Source organism: Alkalibacterium subtropicum (assembly GCF_900112455.1).
Taxonomy (GTDB): domain Bacteria; phylum Bacillota; class Bacilli; order Lactobacillales; family Carnobacteriaceae_A; genus Alkalibacterium; species Alkalibacterium subtropicum.
Map to the genome: position 1 here is coordinate 47,257 of NZ_FOLT01000006.1, position 24,071 is coordinate 71,327.

The 24,071-nt window shown below is 44.8% G+C and carries 29 protein-coding genes; all 29 read left to right on the forward strand.

The genetic code is table 11. The features are described from left to right. Positions 1-39: 39 nt before the first annotated feature. The 29 genes from BM049_RS07405 to fliP all read left to right on the forward strand — a co-directional run bounded on the left by BM049_RS07405 (position 40) and on the right by fliP (position 24,059). Positions 40-1,794 carry a methyl-accepting chemotaxis protein gene (locus BM049_RS07405; protein WP_091530010.1) on the forward strand — a complete coding sequence of 585 codons (1,755 nt, stop codon included), beginning with the start codon at positions 40-42 and terminating at the stop codon, positions 1,792-1,794. Positions 1,795-2,576: 782 nt separating this feature from the next. Next, positions 2,577-2,858: a flagellar biosynthesis anti-sigma factor FlgM gene (gene flgM / locus BM049_RS07410; RefSeq protein ID WP_091530013.1), complete on the forward strand. Its 282-nt coding sequence runs from the start codon at positions 2,577-2,579 to the stop codon at positions 2,856-2,858. A 6-nt stretch (positions 2,859-2,864) separates the two neighbouring features. Continuing rightward, entirely contained in the window at positions 2,865-3,230 is a 366-nt protein-coding gene (flgN, locus tag BM049_RS07415; RefSeq protein ID WP_091530017.1) for a flagellar export chaperone FlgN, read from the forward strand. A 12-nt stretch (positions 3,231-3,242) separates the two neighbouring features. Beyond that, positions 3,243-4,718 (forward strand): flagellar hook-associated protein FlgK, encoded by a 1,476-nt coding sequence (gene flgK / locus BM049_RS07420; protein ID WP_091530020.1) that lies wholly within the window; start codon positions 3,243-3,245, stop codon positions 4,716-4,718. Positions 4,719-4,721: 3 nt separating this feature from the next. Next, positions 4,722-5,624, forward strand: a complete 903-nt coding sequence (flgL, locus tag BM049_RS07425) for a flagellar hook-associated protein FlgL (protein WP_091530024.1) — start codon at positions 4,722-4,724, stop codon at positions 5,622-5,624. 144 nt (positions 5,625-5,768) lie between these two features. Then, a complete protein-coding gene (locus tag BM049_RS07430) occupies positions 5,769-6,599 on the forward strand; it encodes a flagellin N-terminal helical domain-containing protein (RefSeq protein WP_091530027.1) in 831 nt (276 codons plus the stop codon). A 133-nt stretch (positions 6,600-6,732) separates the two neighbouring features. Further along, positions 6,733-7,611 carry a flagellin N-terminal helical domain-containing protein gene (locus tag BM049_RS07435; RefSeq protein WP_091530032.1) on the forward strand — a complete coding sequence of 293 codons (879 nt, stop codon included), beginning with the start codon at positions 6,733-6,735 and terminating at the stop codon, positions 7,609-7,611. A 119-nt stretch (positions 7,612-7,730) separates the two neighbouring features. Beyond that, positions 7,731-8,114 carry a flagellar protein FlaG gene (locus tag BM049_RS07440; RefSeq protein WP_091530035.1) on the forward strand — a complete coding sequence of 128 codons (384 nt, stop codon included), beginning with the start codon at positions 7,731-7,733 and terminating at the stop codon, positions 8,112-8,114. Between the two features lie 4 nt (positions 8,115-8,118). Further along, positions 8,119-9,510: a flagellar filament capping protein FliD gene (gene fliD, locus BM049_RS07445; protein ID WP_091530039.1), complete on the forward strand. Its 1,392-nt coding sequence runs from the start codon at positions 8,119-8,121 to the stop codon at positions 9,508-9,510. 25 nt (positions 9,511-9,535) lie between these two features. Beyond that, positions 9,536-9,907, forward strand: coding sequence for a hypothetical protein (locus tag BM049_RS07450; RefSeq protein ID WP_143079469.1), 372 nt, complete (start codon positions 9,536-9,538; stop codon positions 9,905-9,907). 17 nt (positions 9,908-9,924) lie between these two features. After that, positions 9,925-10,290 (forward strand): flagellar export chaperone FliS, encoded by a 366-nt coding sequence (fliS, locus tag BM049_RS07455; protein ID WP_091530045.1) that lies wholly within the window; start codon positions 9,925-9,927, stop codon positions 10,288-10,290. Positions 10,291-10,826: 536 nt separating this feature from the next. Beyond that, complete coding sequence (gene flgB, locus BM049_RS07460) at positions 10,827-11,207, forward strand: flagellar basal body rod protein FlgB (protein WP_091530047.1); 381 nt, start codon at positions 10,827-10,829, stop codon at positions 11,205-11,207. Between the two features lie 16 nt (positions 11,208-11,223). Next, complete coding sequence (flgC, locus tag BM049_RS07465; RefSeq protein WP_091530050.1) at positions 11,224-11,661, forward strand: flagellar basal body rod protein FlgC; 438 nt, start codon at positions 11,224-11,226, stop codon at positions 11,659-11,661. A gap of 29 nt (positions 11,662-11,690) precedes the next feature. Further along, on the forward strand, positions 11,691-12,002 hold the full coding sequence (gene fliE, locus BM049_RS07470; protein WP_177188632.1) for a flagellar hook-basal body complex protein FliE: 312 nt from the start codon (positions 11,691-11,693) through the stop codon (positions 12,000-12,002). Between the two features lie 32 nt (positions 12,003-12,034). Continuing rightward, positions 12,035-13,636, forward strand: coding sequence for a flagellar basal-body MS-ring/collar protein FliF (gene fliF, locus BM049_RS07475; RefSeq protein WP_091530054.1), 1,602 nt, complete (start codon positions 12,035-12,037; stop codon positions 13,634-13,636). A gap of 15 nt (positions 13,637-13,651) precedes the next feature. Next, positions 13,652-14,686 carry a flagellar motor switch protein FliG gene (fliG, locus tag BM049_RS07480; protein ID WP_281242211.1) on the forward strand — a complete coding sequence of 345 codons (1,035 nt, stop codon included), beginning with the start codon at positions 13,652-13,654 and terminating at the stop codon, positions 14,684-14,686. Beyond that, a complete protein-coding gene (locus BM049_RS07485) occupies positions 14,670-15,446 on the forward strand; it encodes a FliH/SctL family protein (RefSeq protein WP_091530057.1) in 777 nt (258 codons plus the stop codon). Before fliG ends, BM049_RS07485 begins: the two co-directional genes overlap by 17 nt. Next, a complete protein-coding gene (gene fliI / locus BM049_RS07490; protein WP_091530059.1) occupies positions 15,446-16,771 on the forward strand; it encodes a flagellar protein export ATPase FliI in 1,326 nt (441 codons plus the stop codon). The genes BM049_RS07485 and fliI overlap by 1 nt, the downstream gene beginning before the upstream one ends. Before the next feature lie 12 nt (positions 16,772-16,783). Further along, positions 16,784-17,221, forward strand: a complete 438-nt coding sequence (fliJ, locus tag BM049_RS07495; RefSeq protein ID WP_091530062.1) for a flagellar export protein FliJ — start codon at positions 16,784-16,786, stop codon at positions 17,219-17,221. Positions 17,222-17,253: 32 nt separating this feature from the next. Then, positions 17,254-18,771: a flagellar hook-length control protein FliK gene (fliK, locus tag BM049_RS07500; protein ID WP_091530065.1), complete on the forward strand. Its 1,518-nt coding sequence runs from the start codon at positions 17,254-17,256 to the stop codon at positions 18,769-18,771. Between the two features lie 19 nt (positions 18,772-18,790). Then, a complete protein-coding gene (locus BM049_RS07505; RefSeq protein ID WP_091530067.1) occupies positions 18,791-19,219 on the forward strand; it encodes an FLgD tudor-like domain-containing protein in 429 nt (142 codons plus the stop codon). Between the two features lies 1 nt (position 19,220). Next, a complete protein-coding gene (locus tag BM049_RS07510) occupies positions 19,221-19,613 on the forward strand; it encodes a hypothetical protein (RefSeq protein WP_091530069.1) in 393 nt (130 codons plus the stop codon). Positions 19,614-19,698: 85 nt separating this feature from the next. Beyond that, positions 19,699-20,601, forward strand: a complete 903-nt coding sequence (locus tag BM049_RS07515; RefSeq protein WP_091530072.1) for a flagellar hook-basal body complex protein — start codon at positions 19,699-19,701, stop codon at positions 20,599-20,601. 78 nt (positions 20,602-20,679) lie between these two features. Beyond that, on the forward strand, positions 20,680-20,877 hold the full coding sequence (locus BM049_RS07520; protein ID WP_091487741.1) for a flagellar FlbD family protein: 198 nt from the start codon (positions 20,680-20,682) through the stop codon (positions 20,875-20,877). A 3-nt stretch (positions 20,878-20,880) separates the two neighbouring features. Beyond that, the gene (locus BM049_RS07525) at positions 20,881-21,687 is read left to right on the forward strand and encodes a motility protein A (protein WP_091530074.1); all 807 of its coding nucleotides are present in this window, start codon (positions 20,881-20,883) and stop codon (positions 21,685-21,687) included. 16 nt (positions 21,688-21,703) lie between these two features. Then, positions 21,704-22,507: a flagellar motor protein MotB gene (locus tag BM049_RS07530; RefSeq protein WP_091530076.1), complete on the forward strand. Its 804-nt coding sequence runs from the start codon at positions 21,704-21,706 to the stop codon at positions 22,505-22,507. Further along, entirely contained in the window at positions 22,491-22,976 is a 486-nt protein-coding gene (locus BM049_RS07535; protein ID WP_177188633.1) for a flagellar basal body-associated FliL family protein, read from the forward strand. The genes BM049_RS07530 and BM049_RS07535 overlap by 17 nt, the downstream gene beginning before the upstream one ends. Positions 22,977-22,991: 15 nt before the next feature. Then, positions 22,992-23,390, forward strand: a complete 399-nt coding sequence (locus BM049_RS07540) for a flagellar biosynthetic protein FliO (RefSeq protein ID WP_177188634.1) — start codon at positions 22,992-22,994, stop codon at positions 23,388-23,390. A gap of 3 nt (positions 23,391-23,393) precedes the next feature. Next, complete coding sequence (gene fliP, locus BM049_RS07545) at positions 23,394-24,059, forward strand: flagellar type III secretion system pore protein FliP (RefSeq protein WP_091530083.1); 666 nt, start codon at positions 23,394-23,396, stop codon at positions 24,057-24,059. Positions 24,060-24,071: the final 12 nt, after the last annotated feature.

Sequence of the window (24,071 nt, forward strand, 5' to 3'; positions counted from 1 at the left end):
TCGCGCTATAAAAATAATAGATAAATCTGGAGGAAAACAATGTCAAACATCACGCAGTCGATCAAAGGAAAAACCTTATTTATCACCATCATCCTGCTTGTCATTTCTAATGTCTCTATCGGTTTTCTGGGATACACTATTGCGAAGGACCAGCTGAATGAAAAAGGTGAAACGATCCTTCAAAACGCCGTCGAAATGTCTCTTCAGATGATCGACCTGGCAAATCAGGAAGTTGAAAACGGAACGATGGAGCTGGATGAAGCCCAGGAAATGGTCAAAGAGTACTTGCTGGGAGAAAGACAAGCTGACGGCACGCGTCCCATCACTGCCCCTTTTGATTTGGGAGAAAATGGCTATATCGTTGTCTACGGTCAGGACGGAGAAGAGATCGCGCATCCCACGCTCGAGGGCGAAAATGTCTGGGACGTCGAAGATAAGGCCGGGAATGGTAACCTGCTCGTTCAGGACAGTATTGCCACAGCGAACATCGGAGGCGGATTCACCTATTACGACTGGTTTTACCCGGACAGTGAAGATATCGGAACCAAGATCGTTTACAATGAACTCGATCCGAACTGGGGATGGATCGTGACTGCCGGCAGTTACGAGAGTGACTATAACCAAGGGGCTTTCACTGTACTCCAGTACACCAGTATCAGTATCCTGGCGTTCTTAGTCATCGCGATCGCCATCATGTATACCTTCTCGAACAGCTTGGGCAAGGCCTTGGGCAGTGTTACCACCTCAGCTGACAGACTATCAAACCTTGATGTCACAGAAGATATTCCGGTGAAATTAACGAAGCGAAAAGATGAGATCGGCTTACTGGCACTCTCTTTTCAGCAGATCAATGATAACCTCAAAGATTTCGTTGAAAAGATAGCGGACACCTCCACGCAGCTGGCGTCGTCATCCAAGGAATTGAATATTTCCAGCGAACAGTCGTCGCTGGCAGCGAACGAAGTGGCCGGAGCGATCGAAGAAATTGCGAAAGGTGCCGCTGAACAAGCGATGGATACCGAGAATGGTTCCAAGCGGATAGAAGAGCTCGGTGTATTAGTTGAAAGCAATGAAAACTATCTCAAAAATCTGAATACCTCGACGCATAAAGTCGATGCATTGAAAAACGAGGGCTCTACAAGTCTGAAAGAATTGCTGGAAGCGACAGAAACCAGCAGTCGTTCAACTGCCGACATTCAGGACATCATCGTGAGTACGAATGAAAGTGCCCAGAGGATCGGTAACGCCAGCAACATGATCAAAAACATAGCCGAGCAGACGAACCTGCTGGCCCTGAATGCCGCAATAGAAGCTGCTCGAGCGGGAGACGCCGGCAAAGGGTTCGCAGTCGTTGCTGAAGAAATCAGGAAACTGGCCGATCAGTCCAACGGATTCACTGAAGAGATCAGTGGAATCGTGACCGATCTAAATGCCAACACCACCCAAGCTGTGGAAACGATGAAAGAACTGACAGCTATCTCAGAACATCAGAGCAATAAAGTCGAACAGACAAACACTAAATTCAACGGGATCTCTGAAGCGATCACGGAGATGAATGCCGTCATCGCCTCACTCAATGACTCTGGAGAAAAAATGACCGAGAAAAAAGAGAAGATCATTGAAGTGATCGAAAATCTGTCAGCGATTTCTGAAGAAAACGCGGCGGGCACAGAAGAAGCCTCAGCATCGGTGGAAGAACAGACATCCACCATGCTCGAGATCGCCAACGCAAGTGAAATGCTGGCTGAACTGGCTGGCGAAATGAAAGACGCGATAGCTAAGTTTAATTATTAAAACCGAACCAGCCGACAGACCTCTAGTACAGGTCTGTCGGCTGGTTTTATCTGTAATGTTTTATATTTTTTTATTAGACCCTACTCGCCGGATGCGAGTAGTAGCATTCTTGGGATGTTTACTATAATGCTACTAGCCTATGGAACACATGTAGTGACCACTCAGTAAAAATTTAGTCTCACTTGATGCAAAGCTATTAAATAGTGCAAACTGGTGGGGAAATTTTGGTGAGTCGACACTAAAAGGGGATTGTTCTAGCTGGTCATTCTTAGTTTATGAGTGAGAGGGCACTAAAAAAGGCATCTACTGACCAGCCAGTGAACGAATTACAGTGAGTGGGCAACAAAGTCCCCTTTACTATCCGACCCAAAATATTTTAGTCCCTGAGTAGTCACTATAGGACTCAACTAATGACAACTCGCTAAACTTAAGCAATTGACTTGACAGAAAAACGGAAAATTTGTGCCACTCATCAATCAATAATAGTTAAGAGGTCACAACTTAATTTAGTTCGCCCTGCTTACTAGCGAAAATGTGATCAGCCGGTATAACAATATGCTTAGCGAAATCTGATTTGAGAAACATATCGATAAACGTTCACTATTTAATTTTCTGAATGCTTTATTTGTCAGAGCTTTTTGTTTATACTATTCCTAGTTTGACATTTGCAGAAATGAGACTTAATTATTCAATGGGACTTCCGATAGTAAGGGTAAGGAACATTGAAACGATATAATCGATCTATTAAACTAAACAGTGAAAATCCGTTAAGGAGCGTGCGAATGATGAAAATCAATAAATATACTAATGTCGTGTCATCGATCAATAACACGAAACATTCTAAAAAAGACGTTGAAAAAGAGGTAAGTAAATCTGGCTCGAAAGAGGCTGTCCAGGTAAATATTTCAAAAGAAGCTCAGGCTTTACTTGATGCAGACAAAGCAGCTTTTTCAGAACGCGTCGATGCGATCAAACAGGCGATCCAGAATGGAGAATACCAGGTGGATCCGGACAAGATTTCTGAAGGCTTAGTGAAGGCGTTACAGGATCAAAAGGGGCTATAAAAAGAAATGACTAAAACAGATCAAGTGCTGGCAGAAATGGAAAAGTTGAAAGCTTTGCTGGAAAAAGAAAAGCAGGTGCTTATAAGTAATGACGGGACCCGGTTAATCGGACTGATTCAGCAGAAAGAAGACGTGATGTTAAAATTGGCTGCGTTTGATCAGAAGAACGTTGAGATGAATAAGCTCGACGTTCTTTCTCGTGAAATCAAACAGCTGCAGGAAACGAACCTGACATTAACTGAACAATCGATGCAGTTTACTGAAACGATGCTGAATTACATCAAAAAAGCGGCAAACACGAACAAAACGTATTCTAAAAAAGGAACATACGACCGTTCCAAAAAGAGTGCGTTATTGGATCAATCACTTTAAGGGAGAAAACACATGACTGGATTATTTGGAACGTTAAACACAGCAACCAAAGGCTTGAACGGCCAGCAGACAGCTTTGCAGACGATCGGACATAATGTGGCCAATGCGAATACGACGGGCTATACCCGTCAGCGCGTTACCATGCAGGCTGACCTCTCGACCACAGTGGCTGGTGTCGGACAGATCGGCACCGGTGTAATAGTAGACGGGATCAATCGCGTGCACGATACATATATCACTACCCAACTGCGAGACGCCACCTCCACAACGAATGGTCACCAGGCCTTATCAGACATCATCGGTGAGCTCGAAGCGGTCTTCAATGAACCGTCAGATACAGGGCTGTCCAATCAGATTTCAGAAGTGTTCAATGCCTGGACCTACTTGGCCTCAAACCCGGAACAGGCTTCGGCCCGCACGATGCTCGTCCAGACGACCGAAACCTTTACAGATACAGTCCACCACATGGCAAATGCGATGGAAAATCTACATAACAACACATTGAACGAACTGGATAAACTGGCGCTGGATGCCAATTCTGACTTGAAGCAGCTGGAAGGCTTGAACCAGCAGATCTGGCAGGCGTCTGTCAGAGGGTTCACCCCGAACGATCTGCTGGATAAACAAGATCAGTTGGTCAGTGACCTGGCGGGTAAAATAGATGTCTCTGTTGAACGAGATAAATTTAACCGTGTGTCTATTGAAATCGGCGGCGAAACAGTCCTTGACAGCAGTTCCCGGAAAGAACTGGCCGTTGTCGTAGGAGCAGAGAATGGGCAGGGCGTATTTTCAACTTCTGAAACAACGGATGTTACTTCAGAAGTCGGATCACTGGTTATTGGTGATAAGCTCATTACTCCAGAAACAGGTCGAATGAAAGGGACTCAGGATGCGTTGGAAGTCATTGCAGACAGTCAGCAAGACTTGAATGATTTTGCCAGTGCTTTCGGTAAAGCTGTCAACACGATTCATAAAGGAGGCCCAGATGGAGAAGGCAGTGATTTCTTTGATAATGTTGATGCCCCTAATCCTGCTTTGTCTTTACGGATAACTGAAGCAATCAGAACAGATCCCAATTTAGTAGTATCAGGAAAAGACCTGAATAATGAGATTTCCGGAGATGGCAGTCGCGCACAGGCGATCGCTTCTCTTCAACATAAATCTCTGGCAACTTATTCAGATACCTGGAGTTATAATGAAACCTCAATGAGTTTTAACGATAGTTCAACAGGCGACACATTATTCGGTCGGTATAATAGCATGGTGACTGACATGGGTATCGTTAAACAGCAGGAAGACAACATGCTGGAAACACAAAACGGACTGATGGCACTTCTGACTCAACGCAGAGAATCTATATCCGGCGTCGATATCAATGAGGAAGTCGTTGATATGATCAAATATCAAAGTGCTTTCCAGGCCAACTCGCGTGTCTTGCAGACGATTTCAGAAATGCTCGATACACTAATCAACAGAACCGGGGTGTAATAAATGAGAATAACGAATTCCTTAATGTCTCAAAGTTTCTTATCTAATCTGAACAAGAATTCGAATAAGGTCTTTAAATATCAGGAACAACTGTCGTCACTCGAACAAGTGAGTCGTCCCAGTGATGATCCATTAAAAGTCTCTAAAATCATCGATCTGAAAAATGAAATCAAACAGAATGCACAGTACAAAACCACCATCAACGATGCTATCGATTTTACGAATGTTCAGGATTCCGCTTTAGCCAATGCGACGAATTCCTTACAACGAATTCATACATTGACACAACAAGCTGCCAACGGAACATACAATACCCAGGACAGACAGGCGATCAAAACGGAAATACAGAATGAAGTGGAGACCATGATGGATTCACTCAATACTAACTTTGGTGGACGCTATGTTTTTGCTGGTCAGAACAGCACGACCAAGCCATTCGAGAATAACGGTAGTGGTATCGACTACAAGGGATCGAGTATAGCGAACAACAATCTATCCAAAGAAATCGCTCGAGGAGTGAATGTGGAATTGAAAACAGACGGATCAGATTTGTTTGAGTTGAAAGACGGCAGCGGTAATATCGGTGAATTGTTTGACGATGTCTTTATGGCATTAGACAATGATGATACAGGTGAATTAGGAAACTTACTCGGACGTATCGAATCACATATAGATACGACTGTAAATAAAAGAACCGAAATCGGTGCGATCCAGAATCGTTTGACAGCTGCTCTGGACCGAAATGATTCAGAATATTTAAACTTGGAGACATCCTTATCTAAGAATCAGGATATTGATTTAGCTGAAACGTATATGAATTATACCATGGAGATGAATGCCTACCAGGCATCGATGAATATGGGAACAAAAATACTACAGACGAATATCATGGATTATGTAAGGTAACCAGAGTAAACGATCAAAGACCAAAATCTTTGATCGTTTTTTAATAAAAAGGAAATAATCACTTAACTATCTCTGTTACTTTCCGATATTAAGTGTAGAAGGCGATAGAGTCTTTAAATAATAAATTTATTGGAGGAAAACAACATGCGTATAAATACAAATACAGCAGCGATGAATACATATTCTCGTTTAGGTCAAGCAAATACAGCAAAAAGTAATTCACTTGCTAAATTATCATCAGGATTAAGAATCAACAAAGCCGGGGACGATGCAGCGGGTCTATCTATTTCTGAAAAGATGAAAAACCAGATTTCAGGTTTGAACCAAGCAACGCGTAATGCTCAAGACGGTATTTCTCTTATTCAAACAGCAGAAGGTGCGCTAAATGAAACTCATAGCATCTTAAATCGTATGCGCGATTTATCTGTCCAAGCTTCTAACGGAACTAATAGTAGTGATGATATTACAGCTATTGAAAATGAATTTTCTGAATTGAAATCTGAAATAGATAGAATTGCGGAGTCAACTGAATTTAACGGTAAAAAGTTACTATACGGTGCCGCTGATGATGGTGTCGCTGCAGATAAAACATTTACACTTCAAATCAGTGCAAATGATGATACATTGGATGTAGCAGTTGGTGCAATGGGAACAGTTGGATTAGGTATTGATACTCTTACTACTGCAGACTCAGCAACAGCAAGAACTAATATTGGAACTATTGATACAGCAATACAAAAGGTTTCAGAACAAAGATCTTCATTAGGCGCTAAACAAAATCGTCTAGAACACACAATCAACAACCTGACCACAACGAAAGAAAACCTGACAGAAGCTAACTCACGTATCCGTGACGTTGATATGGCTGAAGAAATGATGGACTTCACTAAATCTAACATCCTTTCACAAGCTTCCACAGCTATGCTAGCACAAGCCAATCAAATGCCTCAAGGCGTTTTACAATTGTTGGGATAATAACGGTTTAAAAAAAGTCAGCAGATGCTGGCTTTTTTTTAAAAATTTTATAAATCATCTTAATTTCTAATATACTTGGACGATAATAAAAGTATAAGAAAAATATTTCTTAAAATGATATGGAGGGAAAAATATGCGTATAAATACAAATACTGCAGCGATGAATACATATTCGCGTTTAGGTCAAGCTAATAAATCAAAAAGTAATTCTTTAGCTAAATTATCATCTGGTTTACGAATTAATAAAGCCGGGGACGATGCAGCGGGTTTATCGATTTCTGAAAAGATGAAAAACCAGATCAGTGGTTTAAATCAAGCCAAGCGTAATGCACAAGATGGTATATCATTGATCCAAACCGCGGAAGGTGCCTTGAATGAAACACATTCAATTTTAAATCGTATGCGTGATTTATCTGTTCAAGCTGCTAACGGTACAAATAGTACTGATGATGTATCTGCAATTCAGGATGAGATGACTGAATTAAGTAATGAAATTGGAAGAATTGCTTCTTCTACTAAATTTAACGGTAAAAATTTATTGAATAAAACCAATGATGGAGATGGAGATTCTAATCCAGACGGTACATTCAAACTTCAAATTGGAGCAAATACCGAAACTCTTACAGTAACTATAGACGATATGCAAGCTACGGCTTTAGGAAAGAATATAGGGGCTGGAGATGCAACAGAATTAGCTATATCTAATATTGATTTTACAGCTGGGACCCCAACCACTGCTACTGATGCAATTGAAGCTATTGATGCAGCAATAGGTCAAGTTTCTAAACAACGTTCATCATTAGGTGCTTCTCAAAATCGTCTAGAACACACAATCAACAACTTGACTACAACGAAAGAAAACCTTACTGAAGCTAACTCACGTATCCGTGACGTTGATATGGCTGAAGAAATGATGGACTTTACTAAGTCTAATATCCTTTCTCAAGCTTCGACAGCTATGCTGGCTCAGGCTAACCAAATGCCTCAAGGTGTTTTACAGTTATTGGGATAATCTCCTGAACAAAATTTGTAAATATATTAGAATCGAAGCAGTATTCTTGCTGCTTCGGTTTTGTCTTACATAGAATAAAGGGTTTTAACAATTTAGTTTCTTATAGAGGAGATTAACATATGAATCAGCGTGTAACTTCAGTCGATGCAATACGCACGATCGACCGGGTTTTACTTTCAAATAAAAATACGGTATTCTTTTCAGAGGATGGTGAAGTGGAACCGGTCAAAGTGATCGAACCTATTGAAACACTATCAGATCGTTTAGAGCATGACATGACTAAAGAACAACTAGAAAAACGTGCTGTCGAAGCGACGACAGCGATGCAGCGAGTCAATACGCATTTGGCTTTTAAAGTCCACGAAGGAACAGGGCGCACGCTGGTTCAGCTGATCGAAAAAGAAACAAATGAAGTGATCCGTGAGATACCACCGGAGAAAATGCTGGATGTCATTGCCGGCATCTGGAAGTGGTCAGGTATCACTTTAGATAGGATGGAGTGAGAACATGAATATAATGGGTATGTATTCGGGTATGGATATGAGCATGGTGGAGCAGCTGATCCAGGCCGAATCTTCACGAAAAGTAAAATTCACACAAAAGAAAGAGCAGTATACACAATCTCAAAACGCCTGGAAAGATTTAAATACGCGTCTGGATTCTCTTTACAAACGCCTGGATGACGTTAGAAAGACAGAGTCATTCAACTCAAAAACAGTTGAACTGACCGGAGAGGAGAATCTGGCTGTAACCGCTGATGAAGGCGCTGCTACAGGTGAATACCGTGTTCAGGTCCAGCAACTGGCTACTCAGACACGTTTGACGGGTGACCGGGTTACCACTGACTCGATACATAGCGAATTATCTTTTTCAGGGGATTTGACACTTACGACTGGCACAGGGAGTTTTAATGTGACTGTTGAAGCAGCAGATAGTTTGAAATCGATCAGTGATAAAATTAATGGTCAGACTGAAGAGACGGGTGTCCAGGCTTCGATCGTCGATAATCGACTGATCCTTTCTCATAATGAATATGGTCTTCAAGACTTAACTGTCTCAGGAACCGGCACGCTGACCGCTGATCTGGGTCTCGATGCAGCAACAGCAGTCCCGGGGAAAAGCGCTCTGTTTACTGTTGACGGATTGGCTATTGAGCGCACAACGAATACAATCGATGATGTGATCGAAGGACTAAGCTTTGAGCTGACGAATATTCATGAAGGTAGTGAAGAGACAAAGGTGTCTGTCACAGCTGATATGGACAAGGCAGCAGAAACGCTGGAAAAATTCGTTGAACAATACAATTCGACACAAAGCTACATAAAGACGCAGCTTGATGTCGGCGATCCTTCGGCAGAAAATAATAAGACAGGAAAACTTTCCGGAGATGGCACGCTTATGCGTCTTCAGTCCAACTTGCGCAAGATGATGACCAAGCAGTCGACCACCACCAGCTCAGTTTCCAGTTTAGCAGACCTAGGAGTGGAAATCAGTCGAGATGGGACAGCGAGTTTCGACAGGGAAAAACTTGAAGAACAGATCAAATCAGATCCCAATGCGGTCTCTGATTTCTTTTCTAGAACTGAGACGGTCCCAGAAACAACCGATGCTAATGGCGATATCGTTCCGGCTACTACCAAAAAAGTTGGTTTTTCAGAAGATATGCGTTCATTCGTCGACGAATACATTTCAAGTTCTTCCGGCATCATCAAGACGCGTAATGATACGTATGACCGGATGATTCGGGATGTGGATGACCGGATCTCTCAGTTCGAAGATCGTCTGGAAGCAAAAAAGGCACGTTATATCAAAGAATTTACAGCGTTAGATACAGCGATGATGCAGGCGGAATCCCAGCTTGAACAGATGTACAGTCAGTTAGGCATGGGACAGGAATAATACAGTTGAGGGGATGCTGATCACCATGACACATAAAGCAGCGTTTAAATCCAAAGAACATGAATTGTTCATTATGCTGAAACGGCTGAACGACTGGCAGTCGGAAACAGATATGGCAATCGATGCGGCTTATGCGGTCCTTGAAGCGAATCAGGAATCGCTTGCTAGGCTTAGCCAAATGGATGCTCAGTTATCTTTTCAAGAACTCAGGTCCTTTACTGAAAAGCATGAAAAGGTGTTTGAAGCCATGATAGTGAAACAGAAAGAACTCATACAGTTCATTAAATATGAATCAAGCCAGCGGACAACACAGCTGTCTCAGATGAATCATAAGTCAAAAGCAGTCAAGTCGTATATGAACAACGAAAAATCACTCTTTATTGACCGGGATATGTAAGGAAGGAACGATAAATTATGGGCTATGCCTCAGCAGCAAAACAGTACAAAAAGAATCAGATCGAAACAGCTTCACCGAAACAACTCGTCATTTTACTCTATGAGGGAGCGATCAAGTACATTCGCCTCAGTGAACTGGCTTTAGAAAACAAGGATTTCAGCAAGGTGAACACGAACCTGCAGAAAGCGCAGGACATCGTAACAGAGCTGATGGTGTCTCTCAATCATCAGGATGGTCAGAACGCTATTGCGAGTGATCTGGAAGCCATGTATTCGTTTATTTTAAATCAGCTTTTACAAGCCAACCTGCAAAAAGATCAGGAGAAGATGGTGCAGTCGAGACGATTGATGTCTGAACTTCTGGAAGCGTGGACCAGCATTTGATGCTGGTCTATTTTTTTTGGAAAAAATTCGTCAGTTTATTTATAGTTGGGTAATATTATATGTGGAGGGATTTTAACTATCATATATATACATTATTTGTATATTTAAATCAGTCCCTATTCATCAGTGTCTGAATAATTATAAAACGAACGTTATTTAATTATTCACGATTTGCTTTTATCAACAGTCTGTCCGTTCACATAATCGTCACAATTAATATTGCTAAATTATTACAAATATGTGAATTCTGTTTTTGTACGTAATTAACTAGATGAAACCTTATCCGGTGTACGTTCTATTAATCGCAAACCCCGTTCTAAAGGGCTTTACATTGACTATCAAAGTAAAATATCTGCTGTTATTATTACAATTTGTAATAATTTTAATGGTAAAGAAACGAAAACAAGCCAGGTTTTTAGTAAATTCACTGGAAAACATGTGTTGCACACTGGCTTTTACTCCTATAAAATGAGTCTTGTCGTAAAAAATCGAGAATAAATATACATACATAAACGATATGAGAAAGGATCGACACTATGCTGACTGGTCAGAACATACACCTATTAAAAAATGCGCTCGATGCTTCATCGATGCGACAAGAGGCGATATCAACTAATATATCAAACGTTAATACAGCCGGATACAAAGCCAAACGCGTCGATTTTGAACAGGCGCTGCAAAGTGCCATGAATGGCACGGGGTTAAAGGCGAACCATGTCAAACATTTCGGTGCAAACGGATTCGGTGATGTGAAACCCCAAACCATCGAACAGACGGGGAATCGGGTAAATGAGAACGGAAACAATGTGGCGATCGATACCGAAATGGCTGAACTCTCTGCTAACGCCATATATTTTCAGGCAGTCTCGACCCAGTTGACCAATCAGTACGGCATGATCCGTTCCGTATTAAGATAAACAGGAGGTTTAAACAATGTCGATTTTTAACAGCATGCAGATCAATGCCAGCGGGCTGAATCTTGAACGGTTCAAACTGGATACGATTTCTACCAATATAGCCAACGTCAATACGACACGGACTGAAAACGGTGAAGGTCCTTACATAAAACAGCAGGTGCTTTTTGAAGAAAATCTAGAGCAGGTGAAATCAGGGTTCACTGGTGACATCTCGACCAAGAGTCGTGGAGTCAAAATCTCTGGTGTCGAAGCCGATGAAGAGAACATCCGACTGGTTTTTGAACCGGGTCATCCAGATGCCAATGAAGAAGGGTATGTCGCGTATCCGAATGTGGACATGGCAGATGAGATGATCGATATGATGACAGCCATCCGTATCTATGATGCCAACGTGACGGCCATCAACAGCAGCAAAGACATGCTGAAACGCGCCATGGAGATCGGAAGTAAATAACAAAATTTAGTTGAATAGGAATGAGAAAAATGATCAACCCATTAAACCAGCTTTACCCCAATGCACTCCAGCAGATCGATCAGGTCGCTCAGACGACCTCTAGGGTGACAGATAAACAAGCTGACTCTTTTACTGATTTGCTTAATCAGTCGATAAACAATCTGGATTCAAAACAGTCAGAATCGACTCAAGCCATCCAGTCACTGGTAGACGGCACAGCAGATGATTTACATACCGTGATGATCAAGACAACAGAAGCACAACTCTCTTTAGAAGTAGCTGTTCAATTACGCAACAGATCGTTAGAAGCCTTTAACGAGTTGAAAAACATGCAGTTTTAACGAGTAAGAGAACCGAGTAAGGGAGATTTCAGATGAACAAAGTCAAACAAGTGGGGCTGTCGATCCAAAACGGCTGGCTCCAGCTGGATAAAACCAAACGGAAGCGGCTTATAACCTTTGTATCCATAGCACTTATTGCGACACTTCTTATCGGTTATTTCATGCAGCGCAGTACATATACCGTATTATTTTCAAATTTAGAAGAAGCCGATGCCGGGGCGATCGTTGAGGACCTGGAGTCACAAGGTCTGGCGTACCGTTTAGAAGATAACGGCACGACGATCCTGATGGACGAAGAGGCGATCGACAATTACCGTATCGATTTGGCCGTGAACGGTCTGATGCCGGAAAAATCGACCGGCTTTGAGATTTTCGATGAAACCAGCATGATGACCACCGATGAAGACAGACAGATCATGTATCAGCGGGCGCTGACAGGTGAACTGGAACGGTCGATTTCTTCTCTCCAGCAGGTCGAAGCGGCTAAAGTGATGCTGTCCTTGCCCGAGGACAGTATTTTTCAGAATCCGGAATACCGGACGGAAGCCTCTGCCTCTATTGTCATTGACTCCAGAGGTGCGCTGTCCCAGCAGAATATCCAGGGCATCGCCTCACTGGTTACTGGGGCTGTCGAGCGTTTGCCTGTTGAGAATGTGCAGATCGTCGATACCAGCGGCAATCTGCTCAGCGGCTTTCTGCAGTCAGGCGGAAACAGCTTGACCGCAGCCGAGATGACGACGAATCATCAGTCGATGAAGCAGTCTTACGAGAAAGAGCTGGAACAGCGGATTTTGTCCCTGCTGGCTCCGGTCTATGGTTATAACAACTTGCGTGTCGTGGTGAACGCCGACATGAACTTTGATGTCGTTGAAGGGGAAACCATTGAATATACTGCCCCGATGACTGAAGAAGGCGATGAAAACCGTGAAGGTCTCATCAGAAGTCAAACGGAGAGTTTTGACGGTGCGCGTGATATGGTGGCCAGTCTGATTGAAGGACAGGAAACCCCTTTAGCTGATGATGACGATCCGGAAAACAATGCCTCGCTTGACCGTACGACGAATTATGAACTGAATCAGGAAACCAAGCGTTATGTACAGGCACCCGGTGTCGTTGAAGGCGTCAATGCCTCGATCGTTGTGAATGCCAACTCAGGCATCGTCCCAGCTGAACCGGAGATCGATCGTATCGTTTCCCGTGCTTTAGGGTTAGATAATGAGGCTGATGTGCCTTTACGTGGAGATGTGACAGTGGGGATCCTGCCTTTTGCTGACGGAGAAGAATTAGTCATCGATGGGGCACCGACAGATCTCCTTGTGGACATCACAGATTTCCTGAAAGCAAACTGGATCTATATGTCGCTAGGCCTTCTTCTATTAGTGGTCTCTATTTTTGTTCTGTCCCTCGTCAAACGCGGGAAACCGGAAGAAGATTTCTTTGAAGAAGAACCTGTCGAGTCAGCGCCGGTCAAAGTAAAACCGGAAAAAGACTATTCTGAAATCATGGAAAAAGAAAATGAAGTCAAAAAACAGAAAAATAAAGTCATGAGTGAAAAAGAAGATCGTGTCAGAAAAGAAGCCAAAGAAAACCCTGAATTAGTGGCTGATCTGATGAAAGTCTGGTTGAAAGACTAGAAAGGAGCAAGCTTAGTGACAGATATACTGGAAGCCGATCCACCTAAAAAAAGGCTGGACGGCATAAAAAAAGCGGCTATTCTAATGATTTCATTAGGCCCGGAAACGTCAGCTCAGATCATGAAGCAGCTGCCGGATGCCTATATTCAAAAAGTGAGTTATGAGATAGCCAACATGGATCATGTAAGCAGAGAAGACCGGGAAGCGATCGTTAATGAATACCTGGAGATGTCCCAGGCTAGAGAATATATCCTGGACGGCGGGTTCGATTATGCCAAAAACCTGTTGAACAAAGCGCTGGGGACGTCTCGTGCCAAAGAGGTCATCGACATGCTGAACCAGATCCAGCTGCGTGAGCGCCCGTTCAACATTGCGAGGAAGGCCGATCCGCAGCAGCTGACGAATCTTCTGCTTGGAGAACAGCCGCAGACGGTGGCTTTGATCTTGTGCTACATGCAGCCGGACAAGGCCGCACAGATCCTGGTCAATTTCCCGCCGGAAAAACAGGCGGACATCGCCGAGCGGATCGGGACGATCACCAACACCTCTCCGGCGATCATCGAACGGATCGAACAAGTGATCGAAAGCAAATTTTCAACGTATATTGAGAATGACACGGAAAACGTCGGCGGGGTTTCTACGCTGGTCGAGATCCTCAACCAGGTCGGCCGTACGACGGAAAAAGCCATCGTTGCTGATCTGGAACAGAAACAGCCGGAACTGGCCGAAGAGGTCAAAGCCAGTCTCTTCACGTTCGAGGATATCGTTTCGCTTCAAAAGAGCGATGTGCAGAAAGTCCTGCGCGAAGTCGATCACGATGCATTGGTCCTGGCGCTCAAAGGCGTCTCAGACGAGCTGCGTGACTTCATCTACGACAATCTTTCTTCACGCGCCGTCGAGACACTCAAGGAAGATATGCAGTACTTGGGACCGGCACGCTTATCTGCTGTAGAAGAAGCCCAGCAGAGCGTCGTCACGGTGATAAGACGTCTGGACGAGCACGGAGAAATCTATATTATGAGAGGCGATCAAGATGCCATTATCGAGTAGACTTATCAAGTCCATGCAGGCCAGTTCCAGCGACTTGAATGACTGGGTCATCGACACCGCTTATGAGGTTGAGGAAGAGGAACCGGATGAGTACAGTGAAGCCAACGAAGAGGCGCGGAATGAGCTTGAACTTGCCAAGCAAAAAAGTGCCGAACTCATCGAAAAAGCCCAGACTGAAAAAGAACAACTGATCGAAGAAGCGATGCAGGAAGTCGAACAGCTCAAAGAAGAAGCGTACAAAACAGCGTTTGAAGAAGGAAAACAGGCGGGGTTTGAAGCAGGCTATAAAGAAGGGAACGAAGCGGGCTTTACTGCCGGGAAACAGGAAAGCGAACAGCTCATCAAGGTGGCTCAGCAGTCCGTCACAGAGGCTCAAGAAGCGATCACCAAGTATATTGAAGAGAAAAAGGACAGCTTGCTCTCGCTGTCCGTACATATGGCAGAGAAAATCGTTCACGAACAGTTGGATCTTTTACCGGAAGGCATTTTAGAACTGGTGCATCCGATCCTGCACCAGCTGGACAGGAAAGAAGATTATGTGAGTCTGACCGTCCATTCATCGATGCGTCAGAAATTCAAAGAACAGATCCCGATGCTTGAAAAAGCCTATCCGGGTGTCCGGTTCATCGTGCTGCAGGATGACAATGTGGAACAGTATGGCTGTGTGATCGAGAGTGCGCACAAGGTCGTGGATGTGCAGGTCAGAAAACAGCTTGATGCACTGGTTGAGGAAATGAAAGAAAGAGAACGTGAGATGTAATGCTGAATATACCTTTTGATCTTTATCATGAAACGCTGAACAGTCAATCGGTTTCCCTTAAACACGGGAAAGTGAGCCAGGTCATCGGTCTCATTATCAAAGTGGACGGCTTGGATGCCTTTATTGGTGAAGTATGCGAGATAGAAATGAAGTCCCGCTCCAAATCGGTATTGAGTGAAGTCGTCGGTTTCGTTGAGGAAACAGTATTACTTATGCCCCTGGATGATCTGGAAGGGATCGGCCCCGGCTGTCTGGTATACCCGACAGGGAAAGCCCTGAAAGTGGAGATCAGCGATGATATGCTCGGGAAAACCTTTGATGGTCTGGGCCGGCCGATGAGTGCTGAAACACTTGAAAACCCCAAGACCTTCGATGTCCACCGGGCCTCGCCTGACCCTTTCAAGCGGCCTAAAATCGACACGATCCTCCAGACCGGCGTCAAAGCGGTCGATGGTCTTCTCACAGTAGGTGAAGGCCAGCGGATGGGTATCTTTGCCGGTTCCGGGGTCGGGAAATCGACACTTCTAGGCATGATGGCCCGCTACAGTGATGCCGACGTGATCGTCATCGGTCTGATCGGTGAGCGTGGGCGGGAAGTACTGGAATTCATCGAAAACGACTTGGGTGAAGAAGGCTACAAAAAATCGGTCGTCGTGTGTGCCACCTCTGATCAGCCGCCGCTGGTCCGCTTGAAAGGGGCGTATGTGGCGACGGCTATTGCAGAGTTCTTCAGAGACCAGGGCAAGAAAGTGGTCCTGATGATGGACTCTGTCACACGTGTGGCCATGGCTCAGCGAGAGATCGGTCTGGCAACCGGCGAACCCCCAACGACCAAAGGGTACACGCCAAGTGTATTCACTGTGCTGCCCAAGCTTTTAGAGCGCAGCGGGAAAACGGTAAAAGGATCGATCACCGCCTTTTATACTGTCCTGGTTGAAGGGGACGACATGAATGAACCGATCGCAGATGCGGTACGCGGGATCCTTGATGGCCATATCATCCTCTCCAGGCAGATCGCTTCGGAGAACCATTACCCGGCCATCGATATTCAAAGCAGTCTGAGTCGACTGATGAAAGGCCTGGTGGATGACGGTCATGATGAATGGGCCGGCAAGCTGCGTGAAAACCTGGCTACCTATAAAGAATCCAAAGATCTGATCGATGTCGGTGCCTACCAGCAGGGGACCAATCCGCTGATCGACCAGGCCATCCGCTTGAATCACCCGATCAAAAGCTTTTTAAAACAGAAGACCACAGAATCCTATACGTATGAGGAAACGATCCACGAGCTAAAAGCTGTATTTTCTAATCAGGGAGTAAGATAAGGAGACGAGTCAATGCAAGAGTATCGTTTTTCAATGGAAAAAGTACTGGACTGGCGTGAAGACCTTGAAGATGTCGCCCAGCTCAAAGTCAAAGACATAGAAGAAAAAGTACAGAAGGAAACGGATAAGTTGAACCGGATCATCGGAGAAAGCCGCAAGCTTAAAAGCGAGCAGCTGTTTCATTCAACGATCGATCATTTAAAAAGACACCGCTTGTATAAAGATCTGATCGACGAAAAGATCATCCGCCAGCGCCTGACTGTTCAAAAGGCTGAAAAAGAACTGGAACAGGCAAGAGCAGAACTCCAGACGGCTCATAAAGACAAGAAAGTGATGCAGAAACTGGAAGAAAAAGAACGGACCCGGTACAAGGATCTCGTCAAGAAGAAAGAACAGTCCCAGCTGGATGAGATCTCCACATTGAGCTTCGGCCGTCCGTCGCTCTTTTAACATCTATTACTTTGAAAGGGGGTGAACACAACGTGAATGTCACCCAAGTCATACAATCGGCAGTTCAAGTGAAAAGTAAAGGGGCACACACAGAAAAAGATGGCGAAACATTTTCAAAAGCCCTTGAACAACTGACTGCGGGGTCTGATACGAAAGAAAAGTCTCAGCTGACCGAAGGAGCTGGGTCAGAAGAGCTGGAGAAACAAAGCTCAGAGGCTGATGACGCATCAGAAAAAGAAGCTGAACCGGCTACTTTTACACTGGTCAATCCATTTTTGAACCTGGAGTCAGAGATCAAAGACATAAAAACTTTAGGAAAAAGCGTCATTGTACATACAGAAACAGCCACCAGCGAAGCGGCTCTCACTCCAGGGCATCAGTTGACGTCAAGTGAAACTAAAGCCAGGTCGATCACTGTCGATCTCGCAGAAGCAGTCGCAGAGGGTGCTGAAGGACAGTCACCGAAACAGGCTGCAGCATCGCCTGCCTTAACAGACTCACATCAGTTGATAGAAGGAAAAAATTTGACTGAAGCTGGCAGCGAAGCAACGCCATCGATGGCGTCAAAGACTAAAGACATTCCAGTCAATCGTAGTGAACTGAATCGGTCGGATGGTCTTTTGAATGCTAAAGTATCAGCGGGTGCTGCAGAGTCAGATGGACAGATCAAAGAAAGGGCGGGAACAGGACCCTCTTCCACGGCAAAAGCAAAAAGTGCTGGAGTGGAATCAGATAAAACGGTCCAGGAAGTCACTTTGAGAAACAGCGATGAAGGTAAACAGCTGACAATGAAAGAGTCTGAACCTTTGAAATCATCACCTCAGACATCTGAAACGATCGACTTGAACCATGCCGCGCTCACATCAGCAGGAAAACATGAAAACCAAACGATAGAGACCAGCAAGGTTGTTGAATCGACGATTAAAGAGGCTGAAACTACCGGAAGGACAGTGTCAGAAGCTAAAATGGAAGAAACCATCACTCAATCAGATACGGATTATGATTTTGTTTCGATGCTTCGGCAGTTGAGCAGTCAGTCTGGCAAAACATCTGCTCTAACGCCTGCTGGATCCGCAGATAAGGCAAATATTCCCGTTCCAAAAGAGCAGGGGATGGACCTTGTTCAGGACATGGTGACGCGTTTAGTCGAGAATAAGGATGGCCAGAAAACGTATCAGACGACGCTGCATCTGACGCCAGAGACTTTAGGGAAGGTCACTGTCGAACTTTTATTCAACGAAGAAGGATTGAGCGGAAAGCTGACCTTCCAGTCGGATGAAGCCAGACGCTTTATGGAAGGGGAATGGCTGGACGTGAAACGGCCTTTGGAATCAAAAGGACTGAACATCAAATCTTTCGACTTTACGACAAGTCAGCCTTCCACCCAGCAGCAAAGCGGCTTTTCCTTTTCGGAACAGTCTGGAGGATCCGGACAGGATTCCCAAAGACGAACCTTTCAAGGACAGGACTCGCATGTCCTTTCAGAACAGGATGAACAGACTATAGAAATGAATAAAAATCAGCCAAACGGGTTGAATGTGTATGTCTAAGAGAAAGGAGTAAAGAAAAATGAATATTCCGGATAATATGATGATCGGCTCATTAAGTGCGATCCAGCCGGCAGAAGAAACCAAACAGAATTCAGATCTGGATATGGAACAGTTCCTTCAGATCATTTCGAGTGCCATGAGCATGCCTTCCTTTGATGGTCAGGGCAGCGGCGGTGGCGGTTCGGAAACGGACTACATCGGGCAGATGGTCCAGTTCGGGATGCTGAACGCGATGGAAGACCTGAACACGTCCATGCAGACCACGATGCTGATGTCACAACAGCAGCAGGCACTCGGCTTAGTCGGCAAACAGGTGACCCTGGCCGGCGAAGAAGCCCAGCTTATCTCGGGCCCTGTAGAGAAAGTCCGGTTTGATAACGGCTATGCAACCTTACAGGTCAATGGTGCGATGTATCAGTTGAATGACGTCATCGAGGTGAGTGAATAGGATGGTACAGAACATTCGATCTTCAGTACCTTCGTATCACACGACTCAAGTAAAGAACAAACAGCAACCGACCGTGGACCGTGCCTTCCAGTCATTCATGCAGGAAGCACTGAAAACACCGGAAAAGGAAAAACTGACTGTAAACTTTTCCAATCATGCACAAAAACGGCTGGACCAGTATGGGTTGAGTTTAAACGATACTGATATCAAACGCATAGAAAACGCTGTTGAAACCTTGGATTCAAAAGGATCACAACAGTCACTGATTTTATATGATGACTTGTCTTTGATCACCAGTTTAAAAAACAAGACTGTGATCACGGTCCTGAAAACAACAGAGATGTCAGAAGTGACCAACATAGACAGTGCCATAAACATTAATGAGAAAAGATAAACGTGACGTTGAGGTTGGACTGAAAAGAGACCTTTTTCTGATGACTGACTGATTCAGAAACGTCAACAACTAGGAGGAAAATGAAATGTTAAATTCAATGTACTCAGGTATTACAGGTATGAAAGGTCAGCAGACTAAAATGGACGTTATTGCCAACAATATTGCCAATGTCAATACGACCGGATTCAAATCACAGCGTGTCCGTTTCCAGGATATGATCTCTCAAATGAATGCCAATGCACAGGGGCCCAATAACAATGGCCGCGGCGGTATCAATGCGCAGCAAGTCGGACTTGGAACATCAAACAGTGCCACGGACATGATGATGCAGGGCGGCTCGCTTCAATTTACCGGACGTGCACTGGACTTCGGTATTCAAAATGGAGATAACTCCTTCTTCATCGTCAGTCCGGATGGCGGAACCACTGGGACGAATCAGTACACACGAGACGGTGGGTTCTATACTGACTTTGCAGGAAACATGACCACGTCCAATGGGTCGACCGTCATGGGATTCAAACCTGCCGGCGGCCCGCAGCTTGATGACGGAACCGTCAATACTGACATCACCAATGGTCAGACCTTAGAAGCATTATCCATTCCCCAGACGATCGGGACGGCTCCGAATGAGATCGAACTGCAGGACTACAATATCGATAACACAGGTACGATCTTAGGTACATACAGTGACGGAAATGCTTATATTATCGGACGCGTGGCCCTTGCCAGCTTTGCCAATGCAGATGGTCTGGAAAAAGCCGGTGAAAACCTGTACAACGCGTCAGCTAACTCCGGTGAACCTGTCGAAGGCGGTCCCTCTGATGATGGCTTTGGTACGATACGTTCAGGCTTTATGGAAATGTCGAACGTCGACCTGGCTTCTGAGTTTACCGAAATGATCGTGGCAACTCGTGCCTATCAAGCCAACTCACGAAGCATCACGACGTCTGATGAAATGCTTCAGGAACTGATCAACCTTAAACGCTGATTTTTCGGTAATCAGGCTGAGTAAATTAGGACACTGGACCTAGCTCACAGACTATACAAGACAAGAAAGAGGTTTCCCATGATCAAACTACGAACGGTCGCAGGAAAAGAATTTTTTCTGAATAATGACCTGATTCTCAGAATGGAACGCGAATACGATACATTGATCACACTTGTTGATTATAAAACCATTCGTGTCATGGACACACCAGAAGAGATAGCAGAAAAAGTCATCGCTTATAAACGAAAAATCTATCAATCATCGACGGGAGTGTAAGTAGTGAAACGAAATATATTACCATTGGTCGGATTAGTGGTCGGTATTGGCTTGATCATCTCAGCGATGTCTCAAAACAGTACGTTAATGAATTATTTTGATGCACCGTCATTGGTCATCACATTTTTCGGATCCTTTTCAGCCATATTGATCAGTTTTCCGCTGAACACATTGAAAAAAGTGCCGGCTTTGCTTAAAAAGCTGATGTTCACACCAGATGATGACCGGGCCGCTTTGCTGGAAAACTTAACAGAACTGGCCAAGAAAAGTCGGACACAAGGCATCCTTGCCATCGAAGAAGATATCAAAGCACTCGAAAATCCGGTACTGATCCATGGACTTGAAATGGTCGTGGATGGTACAGATGTCGACACGATCGAAGAGATCTTAAATGTGGAATTAAACCAGACAGAGGATCGCCATTCGATCGGGCAGGAAGTCTTTCTGAAATGGGGAGAATTCGCACCTGCCTTTGGAATGATCGGAACACTGATCGGACTGATCGCTATGCTGGGGGATCTACAGGATCCATCCCTGATCGGTACAGGTATGGCAACAGCTTTACTGACGACCTTTTATGGAAGCTTCCTGGCTAATATGGTTTTTCTGCCGATCGCCAAGAATCTGGAGATGCAGACAGCCAATGAATTGAAGACCAATGAAATGATCATCGAAGGGGTTCTGGCTTTACAAAGAGGCGATAATCCGAGAGTGATGGAACAGAAACTGCAGAGTTTCCTTTCCAATGCTGATCAGAAAGATGCCTCTAAAGCAAAAGGGAACCCAGTCCCTGTTACAGAAGAGTTTTAGCAGTTAGGAGAAGATAATGGCTAGAAAAAGAAAAAAAGCGGCTCAAGCGGGTTCACCGGCTTGGATGGCCACGTATTCGGATCTGATGTCGCTCCTGCTGACTTTTTTCATTCTACTCTTTTCCATGTCGGTCGTGAGTGAAGAACGTTTCAGAGAAGTCGCTGAATCTCTGCGCATGGCTCTGATCGGTAGCAGCAGCGATGCCATCCTTGACCACAGCGGGAATTCGGACGGTGATTATGCCTTCGAAGAGTATGGGGATTTAAGTGAATTTGAAGATGTGGATGCCGGGGATCTGGAGCCTGTGGAATCAGTCATGCTGCAGGATACAGTGCCTGAAGAAGTGCTTGACTTATATGAGACGGTGACCAATTACATGCAAGTTGAAGGACTGGAATCGGATATCACTCTTTCAAGAGATCAGGAAGGCGTTTATATAGACATACAGGAAGCGATCCTTTTTGATCCAGGCAGTGCCACGCTTAAAACATCCGGGAGAGAAACGATCGGTTCTTTAGCAGGCTTATTCGACCTGTTCGATAACGAGATCATAGTCGAAGGCTATACCGATGATATCCCAATGAGTAACCGACGCTTTCCTTCAAACTGGGAGCTGTCAGTCGAGAGGGCTGTGTCGGTCCTGCGTTATTTAAGCGAAGAATACTCAGTGGAACCGACGCGCTTATCGGCCAGAGGATACGGTGAACATCATCCGGTCGTTCCCAATGATTCGCGGGAAAACCGCGCACAGAACAGAAGGGTAAACATCGTGATCGTTCATGAACATAGAAAGGAAGACACAAATGGCCCAGAAGAATGAAGCTGAGAAAAAGATTAAAAAAGGATCCAAACTACTGATCGTAGGAGGTTTGGTCGTGCTCCTGCTTTTTGCGGGCATCGGGATAGGCGGCTTTGTGTTCGCCAGTCAGGAGGATGAATCCTTTGTTTCCCGATTTACTCCAGAAGCCGAAGCGGTGGAAATTTCCTTTCCGCTCGAAGAATTTCTTATCAACTTAAGCAGTGAATCGGAAAGAAATCAGCCAGTAGTAAGGATGGAATTGACGATAACGAGCCTGAATGAAGAGGCAGAAGAACTGTTCGGTAAAGAAATCGCCAAAGTTCGGGATGCCGTCATTCACGTGGTCGCAAACCAGAGTGTAGAAACGATTTACAATGAAGAAGAGGGCCATTTTTTGATCAAGAATGATATCAAAAAGAGGATAAATCAGGCCTTAGAAGATGACGTGGTAGAAGATGTGTTTATAACGAACATACTCTTGCAGAAATAATAGGAGGAAATGGAAATGGGTTTAGACGATATCGGACAGATGCTTATTGCGTTGAGCGTGACAGTTTTACTGGCCAATTTCTTACTCAGAAAACTGAATAATGTCTCACGCGGCACGAGCGACGTGATAAAAGTGATCGAGCGCGTCCCCGTTTCCAAATCTTCTTCATTAAGTATCGTTCAAGTCGATTCTGAATATTTGCTGATGAGTATTTCTGAAACGAAGAGTGAAGTGATCAAAACCTTCACGCAACAAGAAAAAGAAGCGATCCAGAAACGCCTGATCGAAAGCAGACAAGCGAAAGAGGTCGCTAACAAACTGGGTCCCTATTCAGAACAGTTAAAGGCAATACAGGAAAAATTCTTACATAAAGCAAGACAGTTTGAAGAGCAGCGCAAAGAAAGGAATACATAAAGAATGACAGAAAATCTAACCGAGGCCTTGTCTCTAGCAGGGGACTCCTCTGAAGCCGTTAATTTATATCTTCTGTTATTCATCATCGCCCTCGTCCCATCCTTTCTTGTCCTGACGACCAGCTTCACCCGGACGATCATCGTCCTGTCTTTCACACGAAATGCCTTGGGGACGCAGCAAAGTCCACCGAACCAGGTGCTGCTGGGACTGGCTTTGTTTCTTTCTTTATTCGTCATGCGGCCGGTGTATCAGGAAGTGAATGACGAGGCCCTGCAGCCCATGCTTTCAGGAGAAATCACCCGGGAAGAGTCTTTTTCACGGGCCGAAGAACCGATCAAAGCATTCATGCTCGAGCAGACACGGACGACCGATCTGGAATTGTTTGTGGAGCTGAGCAATGAATCCTTTCCGGACGAACCGGAAGACCTATCCTTGTTTACTGTGATCCCCGCCTTTGCGATCAGTGAACTCCGCACTGCCTTTACGATAGGATTCCTGATATTCGTACCTTTTCTGGTGATCGATATCGTTGTCGCCAGTATCCTGATGTCGATGGGGATGTTCATGCTGTCGCCTGTCATGATCTCGCTGCCGTTCAAGTTATTATTGTTTGTCATGGTGGATGGCTGGTATTTAGTCGTCGAATCCTTAGTCGGAAGTTTTTATTAGGAAGGACTAGCG

Excerpts from the sequence above, each read along its gene's own strand:
- BM049_RS07405 (WP_091530010.1), top strand. The coding sequence starts at position 40 with ATGTCAAACATCACGCAGTCGATCAAAGGAAAAACCTTATTTATCACC.
- flgM (WP_091530013.1), top strand. The coding sequence starts at position 2,577 with ATGATGAAAATCAATAAATATACTAATGTCGTGTCATCGATCAATAAC.
- flgN (WP_091530017.1), top strand. The coding sequence starts at position 2,865 with ATGACTAAAACAGATCAAGTGCTGGCAGAAATGGAAAAGTTGAAAGCT.
- flgK (WP_091530020.1), top strand. The coding sequence starts at position 3,243 with ATGACTGGATTATTTGGAACGTTAAACACAGCAACCAAAGGCTTGAAC.
- flgL (WP_091530024.1), top strand. The coding sequence starts at position 4,722 with ATGAGAATAACGAATTCCTTAATGTCTCAAAGTTTCTTATCTAATCTG.
- BM049_RS07430 (WP_091530027.1), top strand. The coding sequence starts at position 5,769 with ATGCGTATAAATACAAATACAGCAGCGATGAATACATATTCTCGTTTA.
- BM049_RS07435 (WP_091530032.1), top strand. The coding sequence starts at position 6,733 with ATGCGTATAAATACAAATACTGCAGCGATGAATACATATTCGCGTTTA.
- BM049_RS07440 (WP_091530035.1), top strand. The coding sequence starts at position 7,731 with ATGAATCAGCGTGTAACTTCAGTCGATGCAATACGCACGATCGACCGG.
- fliD (WP_091530039.1), top strand. The coding sequence starts at position 8,119 with ATGAATATAATGGGTATGTATTCGGGTATGGATATGAGCATGGTGGAG.
- BM049_RS07450 (WP_143079469.1), top strand. The coding sequence starts at position 9,536 with ATGACACATAAAGCAGCGTTTAAATCCAAAGAACATGAATTGTTCATT.
- fliS (WP_091530045.1), top strand. The coding sequence starts at position 9,925 with ATGGGCTATGCCTCAGCAGCAAAACAGTACAAAAAGAATCAGATCGAA.
- flgB (WP_091530047.1), top strand. The coding sequence starts at position 10,827 with ATGCTGACTGGTCAGAACATACACCTATTAAAAAATGCGCTCGATGCT.
- flgC (WP_091530050.1), top strand. The coding sequence starts at position 11,224 with ATGTCGATTTTTAACAGCATGCAGATCAATGCCAGCGGGCTGAATCTT.
- fliE (WP_177188632.1), top strand. The coding sequence starts at position 11,691 with ATGATCAACCCATTAAACCAGCTTTACCCCAATGCACTCCAGCAGATC.
- fliF (WP_091530054.1), top strand. The coding sequence starts at position 12,035 with ATGAACAAAGTCAAACAAGTGGGGCTGTCGATCCAAAACGGCTGGCTC.
- BM049_RS07485 (WP_091530057.1), top strand. The coding sequence starts at position 14,670 with ATGCCATTATCGAGTAGACTTATCAAGTCCATGCAGGCCAGTTCCAGC.
- fliI (WP_091530059.1), top strand. The coding sequence starts at position 15,446 with ATGCTGAATATACCTTTTGATCTTTATCATGAAACGCTGAACAGTCAA.
- fliJ (WP_091530062.1), top strand. The coding sequence starts at position 16,784 with ATGCAAGAGTATCGTTTTTCAATGGAAAAAGTACTGGACTGGCGTGAA.
- BM049_RS07505 (WP_091530067.1), top strand. The coding sequence starts at position 18,791 with ATGAATATTCCGGATAATATGATGATCGGCTCATTAAGTGCGATCCAG.
- BM049_RS07510 (WP_091530069.1), top strand. The coding sequence starts at position 19,221 with ATGGTACAGAACATTCGATCTTCAGTACCTTCGTATCACACGACTCAA.
- BM049_RS07515 (WP_091530072.1), top strand. The coding sequence starts at position 19,699 with ATGTTAAATTCAATGTACTCAGGTATTACAGGTATGAAAGGTCAGCAG.
- BM049_RS07520 (WP_091487741.1), top strand. The coding sequence starts at position 20,680 with ATGATCAAACTACGAACGGTCGCAGGAAAAGAATTTTTTCTGAATAAT.
- BM049_RS07530 (WP_091530076.1), top strand. The coding sequence starts at position 21,704 with ATGGCTAGAAAAAGAAAAAAAGCGGCTCAAGCGGGTTCACCGGCTTGG.
- BM049_RS07535 (WP_177188633.1), top strand. The coding sequence starts at position 22,491 with ATGGCCCAGAAGAATGAAGCTGAGAAAAAGATTAAAAAAGGATCCAAA.
- BM049_RS07540 (WP_177188634.1), top strand. The coding sequence starts at position 22,992 with ATGGGTTTAGACGATATCGGACAGATGCTTATTGCGTTGAGCGTGACA.
- fliP (WP_091530083.1), top strand. The coding sequence starts at position 23,394 with ATGACAGAAAATCTAACCGAGGCCTTGTCTCTAGCAGGGGACTCCTCT.